General features: G+C 55.4%; 15 protein-coding genes and 1 pseudogene. 8 read left to right on the top strand and 8 right to left on the bottom strand.

From position 1 onward, the window contains the following. Together ACT3IC_RS05670 and aroP are read right to left on the bottom strand one after the other, a co-directional pair. On the bottom strand, positions 1-1,398 hold the full coding sequence (locus ACT3IC_RS05670; RefSeq protein ID WP_103178290.1) for a glycoside-pentoside-hexuronide (GPH):cation symporter: 1,398 nt from the start codon (positions 1,396-1,398) through the stop codon (positions 1-3). Positions 1,399-1,558: 160 nt separating this feature from the next. After that, on the bottom strand, positions 1,559-2,929 hold the full coding sequence (gene aroP, locus ACT3IC_RS05665; protein WP_139156318.1) for an aromatic amino acid transporter AroP: 1,371 nt from the start codon (positions 2,927-2,929) through the stop codon (positions 1,559-1,561). A 538-nt stretch (positions 2,930-3,467) separates the two neighbouring features. Between aroP and pdhR the strand changes: the two genes are divergently transcribed. From pdhR to ACT3IC_RS05640, 5 genes are all read left to right on the top strand, one after another. Then, complete coding sequence (gene pdhR / locus ACT3IC_RS05660) at positions 3,468-4,232, top strand: pyruvate dehydrogenase complex transcriptional repressor PdhR (protein WP_039030352.1); 765 nt, start codon at positions 3,468-3,470, stop codon at positions 4,230-4,232. Positions 4,233-4,353: 121 nt separating this feature from the next. After that, positions 4,354-7,017: a pyruvate dehydrogenase (acetyl-transferring), homodimeric type gene (gene aceE / locus ACT3IC_RS05655; protein ID WP_473476637.1), complete on the top strand. Its 2,664-nt coding sequence runs from the start codon at positions 4,354-4,356 to the stop codon at positions 7,015-7,017. Positions 7,018-7,031: 14 nt separating this feature from the next. Next, on the top strand, positions 7,032-8,930 hold the full coding sequence (gene aceF, locus ACT3IC_RS05650) for a pyruvate dehydrogenase complex dihydrolipoyllysine-residue acetyltransferase (RefSeq protein WP_473476634.1): 1,899 nt from the start codon (positions 7,032-7,034) through the stop codon (positions 8,928-8,930). Between the two features lie 199 nt (positions 8,931-9,129). Then, on the top strand, positions 9,130-10,554 hold the full coding sequence (gene lpdA / locus ACT3IC_RS05645; RefSeq protein ID WP_103178294.1) for a dihydrolipoyl dehydrogenase: 1,425 nt from the start codon (positions 9,130-9,132) through the stop codon (positions 10,552-10,554). Positions 10,555-10,780: 226 nt separating this feature from the next. Then, positions 10,781-11,065: a hypothetical protein gene (locus ACT3IC_RS05640; protein WP_103178295.1), complete on the top strand. Its 285-nt coding sequence runs from the start codon at positions 10,781-10,783 to the stop codon at positions 11,063-11,065. Positions 11,066-11,152: 87 nt separating this feature from the next. On the opposite strand, the pseudogene ACT3IC_RS05635 reads toward ACT3IC_RS05640, so the two are convergent. Both ACT3IC_RS05635 and ACT3IC_RS05630 read right to left on the bottom strand, forming a co-directional pair. Then, positions 11,153-11,944 (bottom strand): annotated as a pseudogene (locus ACT3IC_RS05635) (DUF2950 family protein). A 10-nt stretch (positions 11,945-11,954) separates the two neighbouring features. After that, complete coding sequence (locus tag ACT3IC_RS05630) at positions 11,955-13,460, bottom strand: DUF3300 domain-containing protein (RefSeq protein ID WP_473476631.1); 1,506 nt, start codon at positions 13,458-13,460, stop codon at positions 11,955-11,957. Between the two features lie 314 nt (positions 13,461-13,774). Between ACT3IC_RS05630 and acnB the strand changes: the two genes are divergently transcribed. Next, positions 13,775-16,372 (top strand): bifunctional aconitate hydratase 2/2-methylisocitrate dehydratase, encoded by a 2,598-nt coding sequence (gene acnB / locus ACT3IC_RS05625; protein WP_473476628.1) that lies wholly within the window; start codon positions 13,775-13,777, stop codon positions 16,370-16,372. Positions 16,373-16,529: 157 nt separating this feature from the next. Further along, positions 16,530-16,892, top strand: coding sequence for a protein YacL (yacL, locus tag ACT3IC_RS05620; protein ID WP_103178299.1), 363 nt, complete (start codon positions 16,530-16,532; stop codon positions 16,890-16,892). A gap of 30 nt (positions 16,893-16,922) precedes the next feature. On the opposite strand, the gene speD is transcribed toward yacL, so the two are convergent. The 3 genes from speD to ACT3IC_RS05605 all read right to left on the bottom strand — a co-directional run bounded on the left by speD (position 16,923) and on the right by ACT3IC_RS05605 (position 19,038). Continuing rightward, positions 16,923-17,717, bottom strand: coding sequence for an adenosylmethionine decarboxylase (gene speD / locus ACT3IC_RS05615; protein ID WP_103181029.1), 795 nt, complete (start codon positions 17,715-17,717; stop codon positions 16,923-16,925). Positions 17,718-17,722: 5 nt separating this feature from the next. After that, positions 17,723-18,580: a polyamine aminopropyltransferase gene (gene speE, locus ACT3IC_RS05610; protein WP_103178300.1), complete on the bottom strand. Its 858-nt coding sequence runs from the start codon at positions 18,578-18,580 to the stop codon at positions 17,723-17,725. 110 nt (positions 18,581-18,690) lie between these two features. Beyond that, positions 18,691-19,038: a YacC family pilotin-like protein gene (locus tag ACT3IC_RS05605; protein ID WP_103178301.1), complete on the bottom strand. Its 348-nt coding sequence runs from the start codon at positions 19,036-19,038 to the stop codon at positions 18,691-18,693. 145 nt (positions 19,039-19,183) lie between these two features. Here ACT3IC_RS05605 and cueO point away from each other — a divergent pair, with 145 nt between their 5' ends. After that, on the top strand, positions 19,184-20,737 hold the full coding sequence (gene cueO, locus ACT3IC_RS05600) for a multicopper oxidase CueO (protein WP_420193285.1): 1,554 nt from the start codon (positions 19,184-19,186) through the stop codon (positions 20,735-20,737). Between the two features lie 91 nt (positions 20,738-20,828). Here the strand turns inward: cueO and ACT3IC_RS05595 are convergent, their stop codons facing one another. Further along, on the bottom strand, positions 20,829-23,216 hold the full coding sequence (locus tag ACT3IC_RS05595) for a glucose/quinate/shikimate family membrane-bound PQQ-dependent dehydrogenase (protein WP_103178303.1): 2,388 nt from the start codon (positions 23,214-23,216) through the stop codon (positions 20,829-20,831). Positions 23,217-23,259 lie beyond the last annotated feature (43 nt).

The raw sequence follows: 23,259 nt of genomic DNA, 5'->3' as shown, positions 1-23,259 counted from the left end.
TTATTTCGTCTCAGCGGCGCTGAGTTCCTGATACTCGTTCAGCTCGCGGTAGTTATTGCGACGCTTCTCCAGGTCTTCCTGGATCCGCTTCATCGTTTCGCGGTCGACCTTCAGCAGACGCACCACGCCTGCGGTAATGAGGTATCCGATGCCAGGGATAACGGTGAAGAGCAGGACGATACCGTTGATGGCGTCAGCGCTTTGCGCTTTTGCGCCGGCATCATAACCGTACCAGGAGAGCAGGAAGCCCACCATGGCACCGGCAATGGCCAGACCCAGCTTGAGGAAGAAGATATTGCCGGAGAAGCTGATCCCGGTGATACGTTTCCCGGTTTTCCATTCGCCGTAGTCATCCACGTCGGCCATCAGGGACCAGTGCAGCGGGGATGGGATCTGGTGCAGGATGTTCAGCAGGAAGTAGAGCACCACAATGGTCACGGTGGCTTTTGGATCGAAGAAATAGAAGGCGCAGGAGAAGATCGCCAGCGCAATGTTGGTCCAGAAGAAGACCTTCAGTTTACACCAGCGGTCGGTCAGCACTTTTGCCATAACGCTGCCGAGCATCATGCCCACCACACCCAGGCTGATAAACAGGGTCGCAAAGTGGGTGCTTTGGCCCATCACCCAGGTGACGTAATACATGGTGGCCGCCATGCGGATAAAGCCAGGGCAGACGTTACACAGGGTCAGCAGCAGGATGCGCACCCACTGGTCGTTCTTCCAGACATCTTTCAGATCGTTTTTCAGTTCGTCATGGGTCTGTACCGCCGGGCGCACACGTTCGCGCACCGTGGCGAAGCAGAACAGGAACATGCAGGTGCCAATCAGCGCCAGCACGGTCATGGCCATCTGATAACCTTTGGCTTTGTCCTCGCCGCCGAACCAGTCGGCCATCGGCAGCAGCGTCAGCGACAGCAGCAGCGTGGCAATACCCACCAGCACAAAGCGGTAGGACTGGCAGGCAACACGCTCTTTAGGATCGTTGGTGATCACCCCGCCCAACGAGCAGTAGGGAATGTTAATCGCCGTATAGGTCAGAGAGAGCAGGAAGTAGGTGACGAAGGCATAGATAACTTTGCTGTTGTAGGTCCAGTCCGGGGTGGTGAACATCAGGATGCTGAAGAGCGCATAGGGGAAGGCGATCCACAGCAGCCATGGACGAAATCGCCCATACTTACTGCGGGTACGGTCGGCAATAGCCCCCATAATCGGGTCGGTAACGGCATCAATTACGCGTACCGAGAGCAGCAGTACGCCCACCAGGGCCGGTGCCAGGCCAAAAATATCCGTATAAAAATAATTCACAAACAACATGATGGCGCCAAAGATGATGTTGCACCCGGCATCACCCATCCCATAGCCGATCTTTTCTTTCACTGATAATTTATTGTTATCCATCGACGTTTCTCCGAGTAGCGGTATGGAGAGAATTATTCGCTGGCAAAGGAAAATATGCGTTGCAATATAACGTCGCTGATATGGATAAAATTGCTGTTGAAGGGAAAGTGTGAGGAAGGTAACAACCCTCTGCGTCCGGGAGGACGCAGAGGGGAGAGGATTAGTGCGCTTTTACCGTTTTAGCATTTTTCTGCTTACACATGTAGCCCACCCCGAGGATCACAATCCATACCGGGATCAGGTAGACCGAAATGGCCATGCCTGGGGTCATCAGCATAATAACCAGTACGGCGGCCATGAACAGCAGGCAAACCCAGTTACCCAGCGGGTAGAGCAGGGCAGGGAAACGTGTTTTCACGCCCTGCTGCTGCTTGGCACGACGGAACTTCATGTGCGCCAGGCTAATCATCGCCCAGTTGATCACCAGGGCAGAGACCACCAGCGCCATCAGCAGGCCGAAGGCCGATTCCGGCGCCAGGTAGTTGATGAGCACGCAGAGTGCGGTCACCACAGCCGACACCAGGATGGTGTTCACCGGTACGCCACGTTTATCCACAGAGAGCAGCGCTTTCGGGGCGTTACCCTGCTGGGCCAGGCCGAACAGCATACGGCTGTTGCAGTAGACGCAGCTGTTGTAAACCGACAGCGCCGCGGTCAGTACTACTACGTTCAGCGCGTTCGCTACTAAAGTGTCGCCCAGCTCGTGGAAGATGAGGACAAACGGGCTGGTATCTGCGGTGACGCGGGTCCATGGCAGCAGGGAGAGCAGCACGGCCAGCGAGCCCACATAGAAGATCAGGATACGGTAGATAACCTGGTTGGTCGCTTTCGGGATGCTCTGCTCCGGGTTGTCTGCTTCCGCGGCGGTGATACCCACCAGCTCCAGCCCCCCGAAGGAGAACATGATGATCGCCATCATCATCACCAGTCCGGTCATGCCGTGCGGCAGGAAGCCGCCCTGATCCCACAGGTTGCTGACGCTTGCCTGCGGGCCGCCATTGCCGCTGAAGAGCAGCCAGCCGCCGAACAGGATCATCGCCACAACGGCGATAACTTTAATAATGGCAAACCAGAACTCCATCTCGCCGAACACTTTCACGTTGGTCAGGTTAATGGCGTTGATGACCACAAAGAAGACTGCCGCTGAGGCCCAGGTTGGGATTTCAGGCCACCAGAACTGGATATATTTACCGACCGCGGTCAGTTCCGCCATCGCGACAAGAACATAGAGGACCCAGTAGTTCCAGCCGGACGCGAAGCCGGCAAAACTGCCCCAATATTTATAAGCAAAATGGCTGAAGGAACCGGCTACCGGTTCTTCAACCACCATCTCGCCCAACTGACGCATAATAAGGAATGCGATAAAACCGGCAATGGCATAGCCCAGAATAATACCCGGCCCGGCAGACTGAATAACCGATGCGCTACCCAGAAACAGGCCGGTACCGATCGCACCACCGAGGGCAATAAGCTGGATATGGCGGTTTTTAAGGCCGCGCTTTAGCTGATCGCCGTGCTGTTGACCTTCCATTATAAAACCTCGTGTGTGGTTGTTATGTTCACGCTCTGGCGTGTGTAATTATGAAATTCCATTTCATGTATTTATTAGTTTACGGTTCAATTGGCTGAAATAACCGGCTGTGTCTTCCGTATTCGGAAGAATAGTGGTAAGCGACGGCGAATGCACCTGCTTTATGCGAGGAGAAAGCGAGTTCGAATAAAAAGAAAGCATTTGTAAATCGTCCCGTTTAATTCCCTTTATCAACCTATAGAATAAAAATGCGCCATAAGTGGGCAGAATTTCATTTTTTACTCCGCTAAATCGGTTCAGATCGCACTTTTCACCGTTTCAATAAAGTTAAAACTGCCTCTTTCGGGGTAATCAATTCATTTGTGCAGAGTTACATTTTTGAAACGTTATTTCTGTAAGGTTGTTAAAATAAGCAGGGTTTAATGATTTCAATCAAAACCAATATGGACACAAGGTGAATACTTTGTTACTTTAGCGATACGAACATGAAATTGGTAAGACCAATTGACTCCGGGCAAAAAGGCGTAAGACAGGGAATATGGCCTACAGCAAAATTCGCCAACCAAAATTATCCGATGTGATTGAGCAGCAGCTGGAGTTTTTGATCCTTGAGGGGACCCTGCGCCCCGGTGAAAAACTACCACCTGAACGCGAACTGGCTAAACAGTTCGACGTTTCCCGTCCCTCGCTGCGTGAGGCGATCCAACGCCTTGAAGCCAAGGGCCTGCTGCTTCGTCGCCAGGGTGGCGGAACCTTTGTGCAAAACAGCCTGTGGCAGAGTTTCAGCGACCCGTTAGTGGAGCTGCTCTCCGACCACCCAGAATCCCAGTTTGATCTGCTTGAGACCCGTCACGCGCTTGAAGGCATCGCGGCTTATTACGCGGCGCTGCGCAGCAATGATGCCGATCGCGAGCGCATCCGCGAACTGCATCAGGCCATCGAACGGGCTCAGGAATCCGGCGATCTCGACGCCGAGTCCGACGCCGTCGTCCAGTATCAAATCGCCGTCACTGAAGCGGCCCACAACGTGGTGCTCCTCCATCTGCTACGCTGCATGGAGCCAATGCTTGCCCAGAACGTTCGTCAGAATTTTGAATTGTTGTATGCCCGCCGGGAGATGCTTCCGCTGGTCAGCAACCATCGCACCCGAATATTCGAGGCGATAATGGCCGGGGAGCCGGAGCAGGCGCGTGAAGCGTCGCACCGTCACCTGGCTTTCATTGAGGAAATCTTGCTGGACCGCAGCCGTGAACAGTCGCGTCGCGAACGTTCATTACGCCGCATACAGCAACGAAAGGATTAAGCGCCAGTTTTTTAGAGCGCGGCAACTAAACGCAGAACCTGTCTTATTGCGTTTTCTGGCGAAAATGCAATGGGACAGGTTCCAGACAAATCAACGTATTAGATAGATAAGGAATACCCCCATGTCAGAACGTCTCCAAAATGACGTGGATCCGATCGAAACTCGCGACTGGCAACAGGCGATCGAATCGGTCATCCGTGAAGAAGGTGTTGAGCGCGCTCAGTATCTGATTGAACAGATGCTTTCTGAAGCCCGCAAAGGCGGCGTGAAAGTAGCTGCAGGTGCAGGGGCTAACAACTACGTAAACACGATTGCCGTTGAAGACGAACCGGAATACCCGGGCAATCTGGATCTGGAACGCCGTATCCGTTCTGCAATCCGCTGGAACGCCATCATGACCGTTCTGCGCGCATCCAAAAAAGATCTGGAGCTGGGTGGCCACATGGCATCCTTCCAGTCCTCTGCAACCGTTTATGAAGTGTGCTTTAACCACTTCTTCCGCGCGCGCACCGAGAAAGACGGCGGCGACCTGGTCTACTTCCAGGGCCACATCTCTCCGGGCGTCTACGCACGTGCGTTCCTGGAAGGTCGTCTGACTGAAGAGCAGATGAACAACTTCCGTCAGGAAGTTCACGGTAAAGGTCTCTCCTCCTATCCGCACCCGAAACTGATGCCAGAATTCTGGCAGTTCCCGACCGTTTCCATGGGTCTGGGCCCAATCGGTGCGATCTACCAGGCTAAATTCCTGAAATATCTGGAACACCGTGGCCTGAAAGATACCTCTCAGCAGACCGTTTACGCCTTCCTGGGCGACGGCGAGATGGATGAGCCAGAATCCAAAGGCGCGATCACCATCGCGACCCGTGAGAAGCTGGACAACCTCTGCTTCATCATCAACTGTAACCTGCAGCGTCTGGATGGTCCGGTAACCGGTAACGGCAAGATCATCAACGAACTGGAAGGCATCTTCGCAGGTGCTGGCTGGAACGTGATTAAAGTGATGTGGGGCGGTCGTTGGGACGAGCTGCTGCGTAAAGATACCAGCGGTAAGCTGATCCAGCTGATGAACGAAACCGTTGACGGCGACTACCAGACCTTCAAATCCAAAGACGGTGCCTATGTTCGTGAGCACTTCTTCGGTAAATATCCTGAAACCGCAGCCCTGGTTGCAGACTGGACTGACGAGCAGATCTGGGCCCTGAACCGTGGTGGTCACGATCCGAAGAAAGTCTACGCTGCACTGAAAAAAGCGCAGGAAACCAAAGGCAAAGCAACCGTCATCCTGGCGCATACCGTTAAAGGTTATGGCATGGGTGACACTGCCGAAGGTAAAAACATCGCGCACCAGGTTAAGAAAATGAACATGGACGGCGTGCGTTATATCCGCGACCGTTTCAACGTTCCAGTGACCGACGAGCAGGTTGAAAACCTCTCTTACATCACCTTCCCGGAAGGTTCTGAAGAGCACACCTATCTGCACGCGCAGCGTCAGAAACTGAACGGCTACCTGCCGTCCCGTCAGGTGAACTTCACTGAGAAACTGGAACTCCCAGCGCTGGAAGACTTCTCTCAGCTGCTGGAAGAGCAGAACAAAGAGATCTCTACCACTATCGCCTTCGTGCGTGCCCTGAACGTGATGCTGAAGAACAAGTCGATCAAAGATCGTCTGGTGCCAATCATCGCGGACGAAGCGCGTACCTTCGGTATGGAAGGTCTGTTCCGTCAGATCGGTATCTACAGCCCGAACGGCCAGCAGTACACCCCGCAGGACCGTGAGCAGGTTGCATACTACAAAGAAGACGAGAAAGGCCAGATCCTGCAGGAAGGTATCAACGAGCTGGGCGCAGGCGCATCCTGGCTGGCTGCTGCGACCTCCTACAGCACCAACAACCTGCCGATGATCCCGTTCTACATCTACTACTCCATGTTCGGGTTCCAGCGTATCGGCGACCTGTGCTGGCAGGCAGGCGACCAGCAGGCTCGCGGCTTCCTGATCGGTGGTACTTCCGGTCGTACGACCCTGAACGGCGAAGGTCTGCAGCACGAAGATGGTCACAGCCACATTCAGTCTCTGACTATCCCGAACTGTATCTCTTACGATCCGTCTTACGCGTACGAAGTGGCAGTCATCATGCATGACGGTCTGCAGCGCATGTACGGTGAAGCGCAAGAGAACATTTACTACTACATCACCACCCTGAACGAAAACTACCACATGCCGGCCATACCGGAAGGTGCCGAGGAAGGTATCCGTAAAGGTATCTACAAACTCGAAACCGTTGAAGGTAGCAAAGGTAAAGTTCAGCTGCTGGGCTCCGGTTCTATCCTGCGTCACGTCCGTGAAGCAGCGCAGATCCTGGCGAAAGACTACGGTGTGGGCTCCGACGTGTACAGCGTAACCTCCTTCACTGAACTGGCGCGTGATGGCCAGGATTGTGAGCGCTGGAACATGCTGCACCCGCTGGAAACTCCGCGCGTTCCGTACATCGCTCAGGTGATGAACGACGCTCCGGCCGTAGCATCTACTGACTACATGAAACTGTTCGCAGAGCAGGTTCGTACTTACGTTCCAGCTGATGATTATCGCGTACTGGGTACTGACGGCTTCGGTCGTTCTGACAGCCGCGAAAACCTGCGTCACCACTTCGAAGTTGATGCTTCTTACGTGGTTGTAGCAGCCCTGGGCGAACTGGCTAAACGTGGCGAAATCGATAAGAAAGTGGTTGCGGACGCAATTACCAAATTCAACATCGATGCAGAAAAAGTTAACCCGCGTCTGGCGTAAGAGGTAAAAGAATAATGGCTATCGAAATCAATGTACCGGACATCGGGGCTGATGAAGTTGAAATCACCGAGATCCTGGTCAAAGTAGGCGACAAAGTTGAAGCTGAACAGTCGCTGATCACCGTAGAAGGCGACAAAGCCTCTATGGAAGTCCCGTCTCCTCAGGCTGGCATCGTTAAAGAGATCAAAGTCTCTGTTGGCGATAAAACCGAGACTGGCAAACTGATCATGATTTTCGATTCCGCCGATGGTGCAGCCGCTGCTGCACCTGCGCAGGAAGAGAAGAAAGAAGCCGCTCCAGCCGCCGCTGCTCCAGCAGCTGCTGCGGCAGCGAAAGAAGTTAACGTGCCTGACATCGGTGGTGACGAAGTTGAAGTCACTGAGATCCTGGTGAAAGTGGGCGATACCGTTGCGGCTGAGCAGTCCCTGATCACCGTAGAAGGCGATAAAGCTTCTATGGAAGTGCCAGCACCGTTCGCGGGCACCGTTAAAGAGATCAAGATCAACACCGGTGACAAAGTCTCTACTGGCTCCCTGATCATGGTCTTCGAAGTGGCGGGTGCTGAAGGCGCTGCGGCTCCAGCGAAAGCGGAAGCTGCTCCGGCTCAGGCTGCTGCTGCGGCTGGCGGTGCGAAAGAGGTTAACGTTCCTGACATCGGTGGTGACGAAGTTGAAGTCACCGAAGTGATGGTGAAAGTGGGCGATAAAGTTGCCGCTGAACAGTCACTGATCACCGTTGAAGGCGACAAGGCTTCTATGGAAGTGCCTGCGCCGTTCGCCGGTACCGTTAAAGAGATCAAAATCAGCACCGGCGACAAAGTTTCTACTGGCTCCCTGATCATGGTCTTCGAAGTGGAAGGCGCTGCGCCTGCAGCCGCTCCGGCCGCTGCTGCTGCGCCAGCACCTGCTGCTGCACCGGCTCAGGCTGCTAAACCAGCTGCCGCTCCGGCTGCGAAAGCGGAAGGCAAATCTGAGTTCGCTGAAAACGACGCATACGTCCACGCGACCCCGCTGATTCGTCGCCTGGCGCGCGAATTCGGTGTGAACCTGGCGAAAGTGAAAGGGACTGGCCGTAAAGGTCGTATCCTGCGTGAAGACGTTCAGGCTTACGTGAAAGAGGCGGTTAAACGCGCTGAAGCGGCACCTGCTGCTGCCACCGGTGGCGGTATCCCGGGCATGCTGCCTTGGCCGAAAGTGGACTTCAGCAAGTTCGGCGAAATCGAAGAAGTGGAACTGGGCCGTATCCAGAAAATCTCTGGTGCTAACCTGAGCCGTAACTGGGTGATGATCCCGCACGTTACCCACTTCGACAAAACCGATATCACCGATCTGGAAGCGTTCCGTAAACAGCAGAACGCCGAAGCTGAGAAGCGTAAACTGGACGTGAAATTCACCCCAGTGGTCTTCATCATGAAGGCAGTTGCTGCGGCTCTGGAACAGATGCCACGCTTCAACAGCTCCCTGTCCGAAGATGGCCAGAAGCTGACGCTGAAGAAATACATCAACATCGGTGTTGCGGTTGATACGCCAAACGGTCTGGTTGTTCCGGTCTTTAAAGACGTGAACAAGAAGAGCGTTACCGAGCTGTCTCGTGAACTGACCACCATCTCCAAGAAAGCGCGTGATGGTAAGCTGACTGCCGGCGAAATGCAGGGCGGCTGCTTCACTATCTCCAGCATCGGCGGCCTGGGTACTACCCACTTCGCGCCGATTGTTAACGCGCCGGAAGTGGCGATCCTTGGTGTCTCCAAGTCTGCGATGGAGCCGGTGTGGAATGGTAAAGAGTTTGTGCCGCGTCTGATGATGCCAATCTCTCTCTCCTTCGACCACCGCGTGATCGACGGTGCTGATGGTGCGCGCTTTATCACCATCATCAACAACATGCTGAGCGACATTCGCCGCCTGGTGATGTAAGTAAAAAAGCCGGCCTGACGGCCGGCTTTTTTCTGTTAATCTCATGTGGTTCGTGAGGTTATTGGCGAAAGCGGAAATTCGTGAGCCGTTTGTTGTTTCAAAATTGTTAACAATTTTGTAAACTGCGGGCGGATAGAACGTCCCGGTGGATGAAGGGCGACAAAGTACCTGGACCGCCGGAAATCAATAAGAGGTCATGATGAGTACTGAAATCAAAACTCAGGTCGTGGTACTTGGGGCAGGCCCGGCAGGTTATTCTGCTGCCTTCCGTTGCGCTGATTTAGGTCTGGAAACCGTCATCGTAGAACGCTACAACACCCTGGGTGGTGTTTGTCTGAACGTCGGCTGTATCCCTTCTAAAGCGCTGCTGCACGTAGCGAAAGTTATCGAAGAAGCCAAAGCGCTGGCTGAACACGGTATCGTCTTCGGCGAGCCGAAAACCGATATCGATAAAATTCGTACCTGGAAAGAGAAAGTCATCAATCAGCTGACCGGCGGTCTGGCTGGTATGGCTAAAGGCCGTAAAGTAAAAGTAGTTAACGGTCTGGGTAAATTCACCGGGGCCAACACCCTGGAAGTGGAAGGCGAAAACGGCAAAACCGTAATCAACTTCGACAACGCGATCATCGCGGCGGGCTCCCGTCCGATCGAACTGCCATTCATTCCACATGAAGATCCGCGCGTATGGGACTCCACCGATGCGCTGGAGCTGAAAGAAGTACCAAAACGCCTGCTGGTTATGGGCGGTGGTATTATCGGTCTGGAAATGGGTACCGTTTACCATGCGCTGGGTTCAGACATTGACGTGGTTGAGATGTTCGACCAGGTTATCCCGGCTGCTGACAAAGACATCGTTAAAGTCTTCACCAAACGCATCAGCAAGAAATTCAATCTAATGCTGGAAACCAAAGTGACTGCCGTTGAAGCGAAAGAAGACGGTATTTACGTTTCCATGGAAGGCAAAAAAGCCCCTGCTGAAGCGCAGCGTTACGACGCCGTGCTGGTGGCGATCGGTCGTGTGCCGAACGGTAAAAACCTCAATGCAGGTGCAGCGGGCGTGGAAGTGGACGACCGTGGTTTCATCCGCGTTGACAAACAGCTGCGCACTAACGTGCCGCACATCTTTGCTATCGGCGATATCGTCGGTCAGCCAATGCTGGCGCACAAAGGTGTTCACGAAGGCCACGTTGCCGCAGAAGTTATCGCCGGGATGAAGCACTACTTCGACCCGAAAGTGATCCCATCTATCGCCTACACCGAGCCAGAAGTGGCATGGGTCGGTCTGACCGAGAAAGAAGCGAAAGAGAAAGGCATCAGCTACGAAACTGCCACCTTCCCGTGGGCTGCTTCTGGCCGTGCTATCGCTTCCGACTGCGCAGACGGTATGACCAAACTGATCTTCGACAAAGAGACTCACCGTGTGATCGGTGGTGCGATTGTCGGCACCAACGGCGGCGAGCTGCTGGGCGAGATCGGTCTGGCGATCGAAATGGGTTGCGACGCTGAAGACATCGCGCTGACCATCCACGCTCACCCGACTCTGCACGAGTCTGTTGGCCTGGCGGCAGAAGTGTTTGAAGGCAGCATCACCGACCTGCCAAACGCGAAAGCGAAGAAGAAGTAAGCTTACGCTGACCAGCCAGAAGGCGCTCTCTGCTTTCTGGCTCTTAATCAGGCGGCCTGTGGCCGCTTTTTTTGTGCCTGCCAACCTGCCGGTGTGTTAACAATTTTGACAATTGATTATCTAAACAACACCTTGTTTCACAAGAAATAATTCCCAGTAACTTGTCATTCCCTGACACTGGTAACGTAGTAAACTAGTAGCAAGGTAATTAAATTGAGGGAATGTAATGAAACGCTTTTTAAAGCCTGCTCTGTTAATGACTGTTCTGGTATCCGGTATGGCCTGCGCCAGCGATCCGGTGATTCCGTGGGCCGCTAACAGCGGGGTAACCGAAAGTACGCACATTGCTGCGATGGGGCAGGATCTGAATGCGCGGCACCAACAGATCACCCATACTCAGGAAGGCGTCTGGGCAGCGAACTCTGGCAGTATTCATGATGATGAGGCGGCCTTAACCAGCACGAAATCGGCTTTTAAAGGCTATCCTGAGCTGATGCCGCATCAGGGATAATGCTGATTCCCGGATGCGGAGCAAACACCTTATCCGGGCTTGTTTATAATCGCCCGGGTAAGGCGAAGCCGCATCCGGGCCCATTCCTTAGCGGGCCACCGGCTGCCAGCCTGGCGCCGTCGTAAAGGCGCTCATCGCCTGCGCCTGTTGCTGTGAATCCGCGCCGAGATTGCGCTGATACACCTTGTCATCTTGATCGATGATAAAGCTCATTATCCCTGTCTGACCGTAGCTTACGGGCCAGGCGACCATCGCAAATCCCTCCTGAGCGGGTAAGATGCGGAAATGATAGCCGTGGTAGCCTTCGCCCGGTTGCGGCGGGTTGAATGCCGGACCCAGCGGGCTTGGCGCTTCGCCTGGGACTGTGGGCCAGTAAAGACCCTCTTTTTTCCCCGGAGTGCTGACGATGCTTTGTGCATACCGATGATTCAGCGCGTAGTAACTCTGCTGGGCATCAACATACGCATGCAGCGCTTCCATGGCCGCCAGTTCATTTCGACCGATTTCCCGGGTCTGAATTTCCTCTGCGCCAGCCTTCATATCAAAGCGCCAGCCTTCGGCGGTTTTAACCAACGGGACAGGTAGCTGCTAGCCGCTGCTGCCAACGGCCAGATGGGCAACCTCTCCGTCGAGGACTATCTCATGCTTAACCTGCCAGTCGCGCAGAAAACGATCCACCGCGTCAGGATCGACCCCTTCCGGCGGTAGCGCATCGTGCCAGTTATCACCCAGCAGATCCTGCATGGCGCGTTGATCTTGCTCGCTAATGGCTTTGGTCAGCGCGCTGGCAGCCCCGTCGGGCGTAGGAAAATGCGCCTGGGCGACGGCAAATGATGAAACCATCAGCAATAAGACGCCCGCGATCGGTTTACTTTTCATGACGGCTTCCTTAACGATGGCGTAATTCACGGTGTTCAACATGGCGTTCGAACCGCTGCTCTCGCAGTTCCGCACGCTGCTCGCCGTTAAGCGAAGCGCGTTGGCGGCTTTCCAGCCCGCGTTGCTGCTGGGCCCGCCAGTTAGCTGAGCGGCTGTCGTTACCGCTCAGCGCATTGGCGCGTAGTGGTCGGGAGTCATGCTCCACAGGGCGCGCAGCCTGTTTGTGCTCAGTATGCGGCTGGCTAAGGCGATGCTGCATCCGGGGCGGTGGGCTGTCGTAACCACGGAAATTGTTCCGCTGTGAGATCTGTTTAAGCTGCTGGCTGGAGGTCGGATGCTGTCCATGCAGGGTTGCAGGTTGCCTGAGCTGGGTCAGTGATTTGCCCGTCGACTGCTGCACCTGCGCCATCGCCGCCTGACGCTGGCTGTCGCGGTTGACCGACTGATGCTCTGTCGCGCTCAGCCCCTGGGAAACATGGGTCTGGTGAAAGTGGCTGGCGAGCTGGCTATTGGTGTAGGGAACGCCGTTGCGATAAGCCGGGTTATGCTGCCAGGCCATGTGGTTATCTGTGCGGTGCTCTCCGGTTATCTTGTTGTAATTGTTAACGTTGATATTGATATTATCGCCATTATGCGAATAACCATCATGATGATGGTCGTCGTGGTGATCGTCATCGTGATGATGGTGGTCATCGTCGTGATGATCCCAGTCGATACTGCTAAAGAGCGCGTAGGTGGTGGCGACACCCAGGCTATAGCCAAACCCTTTCACAAAGCTGCTGGTAAATTGCTGACCGGGAGAAGGGGGCAGATATACCGGCGGATAGCTGGCGTTGGGCCAGGTTCCATACACCACAGATGGGTTATAGGATGGTACATAGACCACCTGCGGGTCGGCAGGCTCTATTTTGATCACCGTCTGGCTGGGCGTGGAGGCTGTTTTCACCGTAGCGGTTGACGTTGGTGTTGTCGCTACCGTCACTTTTTGCTGCGGCGTCGATGTTAACGCCCCGGTTTGCTGCGCCAGCGCGCGCAGGCGTTGCACGGCGTCCATCACATCTTTTGGCTGCGCCAGGAAAGCGTCTCCCAGATTTTGTACCCATTCGGGGTTGCCGCCCAGCAACGACATAAGCTGCGGGAAGGCGACCAGGGATTTCACGCTGGCGTCCCAGGGCTGACCGGAGACGGCCTGAATGGCGGCATCACCCTCCATTTTGGGATTATCCTGCGACCACTGCGCCGCCTGGATAACGCTGGAAGGGTAGGTCGAGGCCATCAGAATCTGTGACAGGAGGGGGTCGGGATAGAGCTCGATGGGCGCAACCCACTGGTCAATTTGTGCGGCGCTATAGACTGGGGCGGCAACGGGCGCTGGTGGAGTGGCAGCCGTTGTAGCTGGCGCAGCTTCGCTTACGGTTTCTGGCGCGCGGCTTTTAACATACATCACCCCGGAGGCGGCAAATAGCCCGACGCTACAGAGAAGGGCGAGCAACGTTGGGGAAAAGGGCAGCTTCATAAAGACTCCGAAGAGAAGAGTGATGCCGGGAGTATAATCTTCCCGTCCCTCGCTTTTTGACTTTACGGGTGGAACCGTGGGCCTTCATCGGGCAAAGAGTGTGACTATTTATTACACAGCAGCGTGCCGCTACACCATGCTTAACGATTCAGCAAACAATTTAATGTTGCTTTTTTGTAAACGGATTAACACTGTCTGAAAATCCTGCTATGCTGCCCGACGCGGTATCGGGCATATACCCTACAAACTGCTGTCTCACAGGAGCGTGAAGAGAACGCCCGCCGCATATGACAATGAGAGCGAGGAGAACCGTCGTGCTAGAAGAATACCGTAAGCACGTAGCAGAACGTGCCGCCGAGGGGATTGTACCCAAACCGTTAGATGCAACCCAAATGGCCGCGCTCGTCGAGCTGCTGAAGAATCCGCCAAAAGGCGAAGAAGAATTCCTGTTAGATCTGTTGATCAACCGCGTACCGCCAGGCGTAGATGAAGCTGCCTACGTAAAAGCCGGTTTCCTTGCTGCGATTGCCAAAGGCGACGCAACCTCCCCACTGGTTACCCCTGAAAAAGCGATTGAACTGCTCGGCACCATGCAGGGTGGTTATAACATTCATCCGCTGATCGATGCCCTGGACAGCGACACGCTGGCGCCTGGCGCCGCCAAAGCCCTGTCCCATACGCTGCTCATGTTCGATAACTTCTACGACGTAGAAGAGAAAGCCAAAGCGGGCAACAGCTACGCGAAGCAGGTGATGCAGTCCTGGGCTGATGCCGAGTGGTTCCTGAGCCGCCCTGCGCTGGCGGAAAAAATGACCGTTACCGTCTTCAAGGTGACGGGCGAAACTAACACCGATGACCTCTCTCCGGCGCCGGATGCGTGGTCACGCCCGGATATCCCACTGCACGCCCTGGCGATGCTGAAAAACGCCCGCGAAGGCATTGAGCCGGATCAGCCAGGCGCTGTCGGCCCGATCAAACAGATCGAAGCCCTGCAGAAAAAAGGCTTCCCGCTGGCGTACGTCGGTGACGTAGTCGGTACCGGCTCTTCCCGTAAATCCGCGACCAACTCCGTGCTGTGGTTCATGGGTGATGATATCCCACACGTGCCGAACAAACGTGGCGGTGGCCTGTGCCTCGGCGGCAAAATTGCGCCAATCTTCTTCAACACCATGGAAGATGCGGGTGCACTGCCAATTGAAGTGGATGTCTCTAACCTGAACATGGGCGACGTGATTGACGTTTACCCGTTAAAAGGCGAAGTGCGTAACCACGAAACCAACGAGCTGCTGGCGAGCTTTGAACTGAAAACCGACGTGCTGATTGACGAAGTGCGTGCCGGTGGCCGTATCCCGCTGATCATCGGTCGTGGCCTGACTACCAAAGCGCGTGAAGCGCTGGGTCTGCCGCACTCAGACGTATTCCGTCAGGCAAAAGACGTGGCGGAAAGCAACCGTGGTTACTCTCTGGCGCAGAAAATGGTTGGCCGTGCATGCGGCGTAGCCGGTATCCGTCCGGGTGCGTACTGCGAGCCGAAGATGACCTCCGTGGGCTCTCAGGATACCACCGGTCCGATGACCCGTGACGAACTGAAAGACCTGGCGTGCCTGGGCTTCTCCTCAGACCTGGTGATGCAGTCCTTCTGCCACACCGCGGCCTATCCGAAGCCGGTTGACGTCACCACGCACCACACGCTGCCAGACTTCATCATGAACCGCGGCGGTGTCTCCCTGCGTCCGGGCGACGGCGTGATCCACTCCTGGCTGAACCGCATGCTGCTGCCGGATACCGTCGGTACCGGTGGTGACTCCCACACCCGCTTCCCGATTGGCATCTCCTTCCCGGCGGGCTCCGGCCTGGTGGCCTTTGCTGCCGCGACCGGCGTCATGCCGCTGGACATGCCGGAATCGGTGCTGGTGCGTTTCAAAGGTAAAATGCAGCCGGGCATCACCCTGCGCGACCTGGTGCATGCGATCCCGCTGTACGCCATCAAACAGGGCCTGCTGACCGTTGAGAAGAAAGGTAAAAAGAACATCTTCTCTGGCCGTATCCTGGAGATCGAAGGTCTGCCGGAGCTGAAAGTGGAGCAGGCGTTCGAGCTGACCGATGCCTCCGCCGAGCGTTCCGCTGCGGGCTGTACCATCAAGCTCAACAAAGAGCCGATTATCGAGTACCTGACCTCCAACATCGTGCTGCTGAAGTGGATGATTGCTGAAGGCTACGGCGACCGCCGTACCCTGGAGCGTCGTATTCAGGGCATGGAGAAATGGCTGGCAGATCCACAGCTGCTGGAAGCCGACGCCGATGCAGAATATGCCGCGGTGATCGAGATCGACCTGGCTGACATCAAAGAGCCAATCCTCTGTGCGCCGAACGATCCGGATGACGCGCGTCTGCTCTCTGACGTTCAGGGCGACAAGATCGACGAAGTGTTCATCGGCTCCTGCATGACCAACATCGGTCACTTCCGCGCTGCCGGTAAACTGCTGGATACCCACAAAGGCCAGCTGCCAACCCGTCTGTGGGTGGCGCCGCCAACCCGTATGGATGCGGCTCAGCTGACGGAAGAGGGCTACTACAGCGTGTTTGGTAAGAGCGGGGCGCGTATCGAAATCCCTGGCTGTTCCCTCTGTATGGGTAACCAGGCGCGCGTGGCTGACGGTGCGACGGTGGTTTCCACCTCTACCCGTAACTTCCCGAACCGTTTAGGTACTGGTGCAAATGTCTACCTGGCCTCTGCGGAGCTGGCGGCGGTTGCAGCGCTGATTGGTAAACTGCCAACGCCGGAAGAGTACCAGACCTTCGTGTCGCAGGTAGATAAGACCGCGGTGGATACCTATCGCTATCTGAACTTCGACCAGCTCTCTCAGTACACCGAGAAAGCGGACGGGGTGATCTTCCAGACGGCGGTGTAATCAACGCCTCATTGCCCGGTGGCTCGACGCTTACCGGGCCTGTCAAACCCATCGCACACGCGGTGGGTTTTTTATTTTCATTCCTTCCACCCGTTCGGCTTTTTTTCTTCCCCGCTGCTGCGATAATTACTGCAAGAGCTTTGCAGAGGAAAATACTATGGATTACGAATTTCTGCGTGATATCACCGGTGTGGTGAAAGTGCGGATGTCGATGGGCCACGAGGTGGTCGGTCACTGGTTCAACGAGGAAGTAAAAGAGAACCTGGGCCTGCTCGATGAAGTGGAACAGGCTGCGCGCACGGTCAAAGGCAGTGAACGATCCTGGCAACGCGCCGGGCATGAATACACGCTGTGGATGGATGGCGAAGAGGTCATGGTTCGTGCCAATCAGCTGGAGTTTTCCGGCGACGAGATGGAAGAGGGGATGAGCTACTACGACGAAGAGAGTCTGTCGCTGTGCGGCGTAGAGGATTTTCTGCAGGTGGTGGCGGCCTACCGCGAGTTTGTGAAGCAGAAATAGTATCAGGAGCATCCCTGCTCCTGACGCATCTTATACGGTCGCGATATTGCGGCCGTAGTAAATTTCGCGCATCTCTTTCCACAGCAGGTCAGTAATGACCTTGCGCTCATCTTCGCTTAAATCTTCCGGCCGGGTATGGAACATGTAGTGCTTCAGGTCGAACTCCTTAAGCAGCATCTTGGTATGGAAGATATTCTCCTGATAAACATTCACATCCATCATGTCATACAGCGCTTTCATGTCTTCGGACATGAAGTTCTGAATGGAGTTAATTTCATGGTCGATAAAGTGCTTCATACCATTGATATCGCGGGTAAAACCGCGCACACGGTAGTCAATGGTCACGATATCGGACTCAAGCTGATGAATTAAGTAATTGAGCGCGTTAAGCGGGGAGATCACGCCGCAGGTGGACACTTCAATATCGGCGCGGAAAGTACACAGCCCACCTTCCGGATGGCTCTCCGGGTAGGTATGTACGCAGATATGGCTTTTATCGAGATGGGCAACCACCGCTTCCGGCAGCGGACCGGGATGCTCCGTATGGTCGATAAGGGTGGGATCGACGGGCTCCTCGCTGACCAGAATGGTGACGCTGGCACCCTGGGGTTCATAATCCTGACGCGCAATGTTCAGGATATTGGCGCCAATGATAGAGCAGGTTTCTGACAGGATCTCAGTCAGTCGGTTGGCGTTATAGAGTTCATCGATATAGGCGATATAACCATCGCGCTCTTCCGCCGTTTTTACATAGCAGATATCGTAAATACAAAAACTCAGGCTTTTGGTCAGGTTGTTAAAGCCATGCAGTTTCAGCTTTTTCAATTCGTTCACCCCCTCAGAGCATCGTGCAAATATTGCGGTAAGGCAAAGGCTGCGGTATGGACGGCCGGATTGTAATAGCGGCAGGTCAGATTCGCCTGCTGGAAGCGCGCCTGAATGATGCCGGTGGAGAGATGGCGCAGGGCATCGTTGTCCGTGGCCCAGGCAAAGGTCATGACACCGCCGTAATAGGTCGGGATTGCCGCCTGGTAGAAGCTGACGTCGGTAAAGTAGTGGCTCAGCTTGCGGTGGCTGTCGATGGCCTCGTCCTGCTGCAGGAAGCAGACGCCGTTCTGGGCAACGAAGATACCGCCAGGGTTCAGGCAGCGTTTGCAGCCTTCATAGAAGGCCGAGGTAAAGAGACTCTCACCGGGACCAATCGGATCGGTGCAATCGGAGATGATCACATCGAAGGTCTGCGTCGTCTGGTTAACAAAATTGACGCCGTCGTCGATCACAAGCGTAAAGCGCGGATCGTCGTAGCTGCCAGCATTATGGTTCGGCAGGTACTGGCGGCAGAAAGAGACGACGCCCGCGTCAATCTCGACCATGGTGATGCTTTCAATGGATTTATGGCGGGAGACTTCGCGCAGCATAGCGCCGTCGCCGCCGCCGATGATCAGCACATGTTTCGCATTGCCGTGTGCCAGCAGCGGGACGTGGGTCATCATTTCATGATAAATGAACTCGTCACGCTCGGTGGTTTGCACTACGCCATCCAGCGCCATCACCCGGCCAAAGGCCGCGTTTTCGAAAATGATCAGATCCTGATGATCGGTTTTCTCATGATAGAGCACGTTATCAATGGCAAAGTACTGTCCAAAATGGTCATGCAGCGTTTCATGCCACATATTTTTTTCGGCCATGGGATGATACCTCCTTTGTTAACACCCGCATAAAACGGGGGCAACATCATAGCTAACTATGACCGTGGTTGCACGGTCATAAATTCAGCAAAGGGGCATCGGATGAGGATTTACTTAACGTAGGCAAGAAGGCTCAGCGAGTCGCGAGCCAGGGCTTTACATTTTTTTGCCGTGGGAATGCCGATGCCGCTGAGATCGCGGTAGCTGTCTTCACCGAGGGTTTTCATGTCAAAACTGTCGTAGTTGCTCAGATCCCACTGGTTCTGTTGAGCAAAAAAGACCAGGGCGCGGCGAATCTGACCGTTGGGTAAATTCTGGTAGCCGCAGTCGTTTTTCAGGAACACGAACACCGCCGTTAAATCCGCCATATCTTCGGCTTCATTTTCACTCAGCGCATAGCTGTTTGCGCAACTAATCATCAGGGTGCTGAACAGAATTGTTCGGAAAAACGTCTTCATTGCTTCTACCAATACGTCACGGAAATTCAACGTTAGCACACTTCCCGCCGGTGCGACGATCTTTATTATTGCGGCTTTTCTTGACCTTCCGGCAAGGGGAGGGTTTATGCTCAGAACATTGACTGCTGCGAATAAGGAGATGAACATGCAACGCCGTGATTTTTTAAAATATTCTGCCGCACTGGGCGTCGCCAGTGCGCTGCCCCTCTGGAGCCGCGCGGCCTTTGCCGCCGAGCGGCCTGTTTTGCCGATCCCGAATTTACTCGCTCCCGATGCACGCAATCAGGTGAATCTGGTGGTGCAGGCGGGGAAAACCGCCTTTGGTGCGCATCACGCTACCACCTGGGGTTACAACGGCAACCTGCTGGGCCCGGCCATTCAGCTACGCAAGGGAAAAGCGCTGACCGTTAACATTCATAATACCCTGAACGAAGAGACCACCGTCCACTGGCACGGTCTGGAGGTGCCGGGTGAGGTAGACGGCGGACCGCACGGTATCATTAAGCCCGGCGGCCAGCGGACGGTGACCTTTACTCCGGAGCAGCGAGCGGCGACCTGCTGGTTTCATCCCCATCAGCACGGTAAAACCGGCCATCAGGTGGCGATGGGGTTAGCCGGGCTGGTACTGATTGAAGATGACGAAAGCCGTCTGCTGCGCCTGCCAAAGCAGTGGGGCATTGACGATGTACCGGTGATCGTGCAGGACAAGAAATTTACCGCCGACGGGCAAATTGACTATCAGCTGGATGTGATGAGCGCCGCGGTGGGCTGGTTTGGCGACACGCTGCTGACCAACGGGGCGATCTACCCGCAGCACAATGCGCCGAAAGGGTGGCTGCGCCTGCGTCTGCTCAACGGCTGTAATGCCCGCTCGCTCAATTTCGCCGCCAGCGATAAGCGTCCACTCTATGTCGTCGCCAGCGACGGCGGGCTGCTGGCTGAGCCGGTAAAAGTGACCGAACTGCCGATGCTGATGGGGGAGCGTTTCGAGGTGCTGGTGGACATCAGCGACGGCAAGCCCTTTGACCTGATAACCCTGCCGGTAAGCCAGATGGGGATGGCGGTGGCGCCGTTCGATAAACCGCAGCCGGTGCTGCGCATTCAGCCGCTGCTGGTGACCGCCTCGGGCGCACTGCCGGACACCCTGACCACGCTGCCCGCACTGCCGTCGCTGGAGGGGCTGACCCAGCGCAAGCTCCAGCTCTCCATGGACCCGATGCTCGACATGATGGGCATGCAGGCGTTGATGAAGAAGTATGGCGACCAGGCGATGGCGGGGATGCATCACGGCCAGATGAAGGGTCATATGAATCATGGCCAGATGGGGGGAATGGATCACAGCATGCATGGGTTCGATTTCCACAACGGCAACCGGATCAATGGCAAAGCCTTCGATATGCACACGCCGCAGTTTGCCGCCGCTAAAGGGCAGTATGAACGTTGGACGATCTCCGGGGAAGGGGACATGATGCTGCATCCGTTCCATATTCACGGCACCCAGTTCCGCATCCTGACGGAAAACGGCAAAGCGCCAGCGGTGCATCGCGCAGGCTGGAAGGATACGGTGCGCGTTGAAGGCGGAGTGAGCGAGGTGTTAGTGAAGTTCGATCATGACGCGCCGAAGGAGTATGCCTATATGGCGCACTGCCATCTGTTAGAGCATGAAGATACCGGGATGATGCTGGGGTTCACGGTATAAAAAAAGCCCGGTGGCGCTACGCTTACCGGGCCTACGTGAGCTCGAACTGTAGGCCGGGTAAGGCGAAGCCGCCACCCGGCTTTTTAGTCACTTATTTTTCATCAGGCAACGCATAGGCAACAATATAGTCGCCCATCTTCGTCCCAAACGAACCATGACCCCCCGCAGAGATGACAACATACTGCTTGCCATTCACTTCATAGGTCATCGGTGTAGCCTGTCCACCCGCAGGCAGACGGCCCTGCCACAGTTTCTCACCGTTGGTCATGTTGTACGCGCGCAGGTAGTTATCTGCGGTTGCCGCGATGAACAGCACGTTACCAGCGGTGGAGATTGGACCACCCAGCATCGGCATACCCATATTGAACGGCACCGGGATCGGCATCGGGAACGGCATGCTGTCCTGTGGCGTACCAATACGTTTTTTCCAGACGACCTGGTTAGTTTTCAGATCCAGCGCAGAGATATAACCCCAGGCAGGCTGTTTACACGGCAGGCCAAACGGAGAGAGGAACGGGTTCAGCGTCACGCCATACGGCACGCCGTACTGCGGCTGAATACCGGATTCCGTACCGGTGCCCTGGGCATCTTTCGGCTGTTCCATCGGGTTGCCCGGGCCGCGTGGGATCAGTTTAGAGACAAACGGCAGCGCCATCGGGTTGGCAATCGCCACCTGACGGTTCGGGTCAACGGAGATACCGCCCCATTCGAACATCCCCAGGTTACCCGGGAACACCAGCGTGCCCTGCTCGGATGGTGGAGTGAAGATGCCTTCATAGCGCAACTGGTGGAACATCACGCGGCACACCAGCTGGTCGAACATGGTGGCGCCCCACATGTCCGCGCCGCTGAGATCTTTCTTCGGACGGAAGCTCAGATCGGAGAACGGCTGGGTTTTGGTGACATAGTCGCCTTTCGCCGCGCCCTGCGGAACCGGTTTTTCCGGTGCCGGCACGACCAGCTCGCCGTTACGACGGTCCAGCACGAAGATGTTGCCTGTTTTCGCCGGGGCGTAGATCACCGGTACGGTTTTACCGTTGACGGTAATGTCTGCCAGCGTCGGCTGGGACGGCATGTCCATATCCCACAGATCGTGGTGAACGGTCTGGTAGCTCCATGCCAGTTTACCGGTGGTCGCATTCAGCGCCAGAACAGAGCTGGCATAACGCTCCTGCTCTGGCGTGCGGTTGCCACCCCAGATATCCGGCGTGGTCACACCCATCGGCAGGTAGACCAGGTCCAGCTTCGCGTCATAGGCGGCTGGCGCCCAGGAGTTTGGCGAGTTGAAGGTAAAGGTGTGTTCATCCGACGGGATAGCGTTTGGATCTTTCGCACCCGGATCGAAGGCCCACAGCAGTTTACCGGTGTTAACGTCAAAACCGCGGATCACGCCAGAGGTTTCGCGAACGGAGAAGTTATCCGTTACCGAACCGGCAATCACGATGGTTTTATCGGTGATGATCGGGGGTGAAGTAGGTTCATACAGACCCGGGGTCTGATCCGGCATGTTGGTCTGTAGGTTCAGCACACCTTTGTTGGCAAAGGTTTCGCACAGCTTGCCGGTTTCGGCGTTAATGGCAAACAGACGACCGTCATTCACCGGCAGCATGATGCGGCGCGGACAGTCGGCGATCACCTCCGGGCTGGCGTTATCGGCACGCGCTTCGTGGTAAGAGACGCCACGGCAGGTCACGTGCTGGAACTGGTTGTTGGTTTTCAGCTGCGGATCGAAGTGCCATTTCTCTTTACCGGTGGCCGCATCAAGCGCGAACAGACGCTGGTGCGCCGTACAGAGGTAAAGCATGTTGCCCACTTTAATCGGGGTCACTTCGTTGGTCAGTTCACCCGGATCGTTCGGCATCTTAAGATCGCCGGTACGGAATACCCAGGCTTCTTTCAGGTTTTTCACGTTGTCCGCGTTGATCTGCTTCAGCGGGGAGTAACGCTGACCTTCCTGGTTACGGCCATAGGCAGGCCAGTCACCATCTGCCACGTCGGAGATCGCCGCCGCAGGCGTAGATTCCGCATTCAGGGTGCCTTTCACCTCCTGCGGATCGTTAAAGCCAGCCCAGGTCAGGATGCCACCGCTAATCAGCAGCGCCACGACCAGGGCGGCAACCGCACCGCTGGAGCGCACAAGCAGACGACGCCAGACGAAAGGCAGGATCAGCCAGATACCGAAGAAGACCAGAATGTCGCTACGCGGGGTCAGGGCCCAGAAGTCGAAGCCGACCTCCCATACGCCCCAGATCATCGTAGCCAGCAGCAGGGCCGCGTAGAGCCACAGTGCCGATTGTTTACTGCGCCAGAGAAGCAGGGTGACGCCGAGCATAACCACACCTGCTACCGGGTAGTACCAGGAGCCGCCAATGGCTACCAGCCAGACCCCGCCGATTAACAGATACAGTCCGCAAAATGCAGCGAACAGGGCTGTTAGCCTCACGAGTAAACGTGAATGTTGATTTTTTGTTTCCGCCATAAAAGACACTCGATAAGTTTGTTAATTATTTAGTAGCAATTAA

The sequence above is a fragment of the Leclercia sp. GHBNCSD genome (genome assembly GCF_055805075.1).
The sequence above is the reverse complement of the archived record's forward strand: the minus strand, read 5'-3'. Positions and strand labels throughout refer to the sequence as shown.

What these genes read in the sequence shown, in the direction of transcription:
- ACT3IC_RS05630 (WP_473476631.1), bottom strand. Translation starts at nt 13,460, where the DNA reads ATGAAGCTGCCCTTTTCCCCAACGTTGCTCGCCCTTCTCTGTAGCGTC.
- aceE (WP_473476637.1), top strand. Translation starts at nt 4,354, where the DNA reads ATGTCAGAACGTCTCCAAAATGACGTGGATCCGATCGAAACTCGCGAC.
- cueO (WP_420193285.1), top strand. Translation starts at nt 19,184, where the DNA reads ATGCAACGCCGTGATTTTTTAAAATATTCTGCCGCACTGGGCGTCGCC.
- speE (WP_103178300.1), bottom strand. Translation starts at nt 18,580, where the DNA reads ATGGCCGAAAAAAATATGTGGCATGAAACGCTGCATGACCATTTTGGA.
- ACT3IC_RS05640 (WP_103178295.1), top strand. Translation starts at nt 10,781, where the DNA reads ATGAAACGCTTTTTAAAGCCTGCTCTGTTAATGACTGTTCTGGTATCC.
- aroP (WP_139156318.1), bottom strand. Translation starts at nt 2,929, where the DNA reads ATGGAAGGTCAACAGCACGGCGATCAGCTAAAGCGCGGCCTTAAAAAC.
- yacL (WP_103178299.1), top strand. Translation starts at nt 16,530, where the DNA reads ATGGATTACGAATTTCTGCGTGATATCACCGGTGTGGTGAAAGTGCGG.
- ACT3IC_RS05595 (WP_103178303.1), bottom strand. Translation starts at nt 23,216, where the DNA reads ATGGCGGAAACAAAAAATCAACATTCACGTTTACTCGTGAGGCTAACA.
- ACT3IC_RS05605 (WP_103178301.1), bottom strand. Translation starts at nt 19,038, where the DNA reads ATGAAGACGTTTTTCCGAACAATTCTGTTCAGCACCCTGATGATTAGT.
- lpdA (WP_103178294.1), top strand. Translation starts at nt 9,130, where the DNA reads ATGAGTACTGAAATCAAAACTCAGGTCGTGGTACTTGGGGCAGGCCCG.
- ACT3IC_RS05670 (WP_103178290.1), bottom strand. Translation starts at nt 1,398, where the DNA reads ATGGATAACAATAAATTATCAGTGAAAGAAAAGATCGGCTATGGGATG.
- aceF (WP_473476634.1), top strand. Translation starts at nt 7,032, where the DNA reads ATGGCTATCGAAATCAATGTACCGGACATCGGGGCTGATGAAGTTGAA.
- pdhR (WP_039030352.1), top strand. Translation starts at nt 3,468, where the DNA reads ATGGCCTACAGCAAAATTCGCCAACCAAAATTATCCGATGTGATTGAG.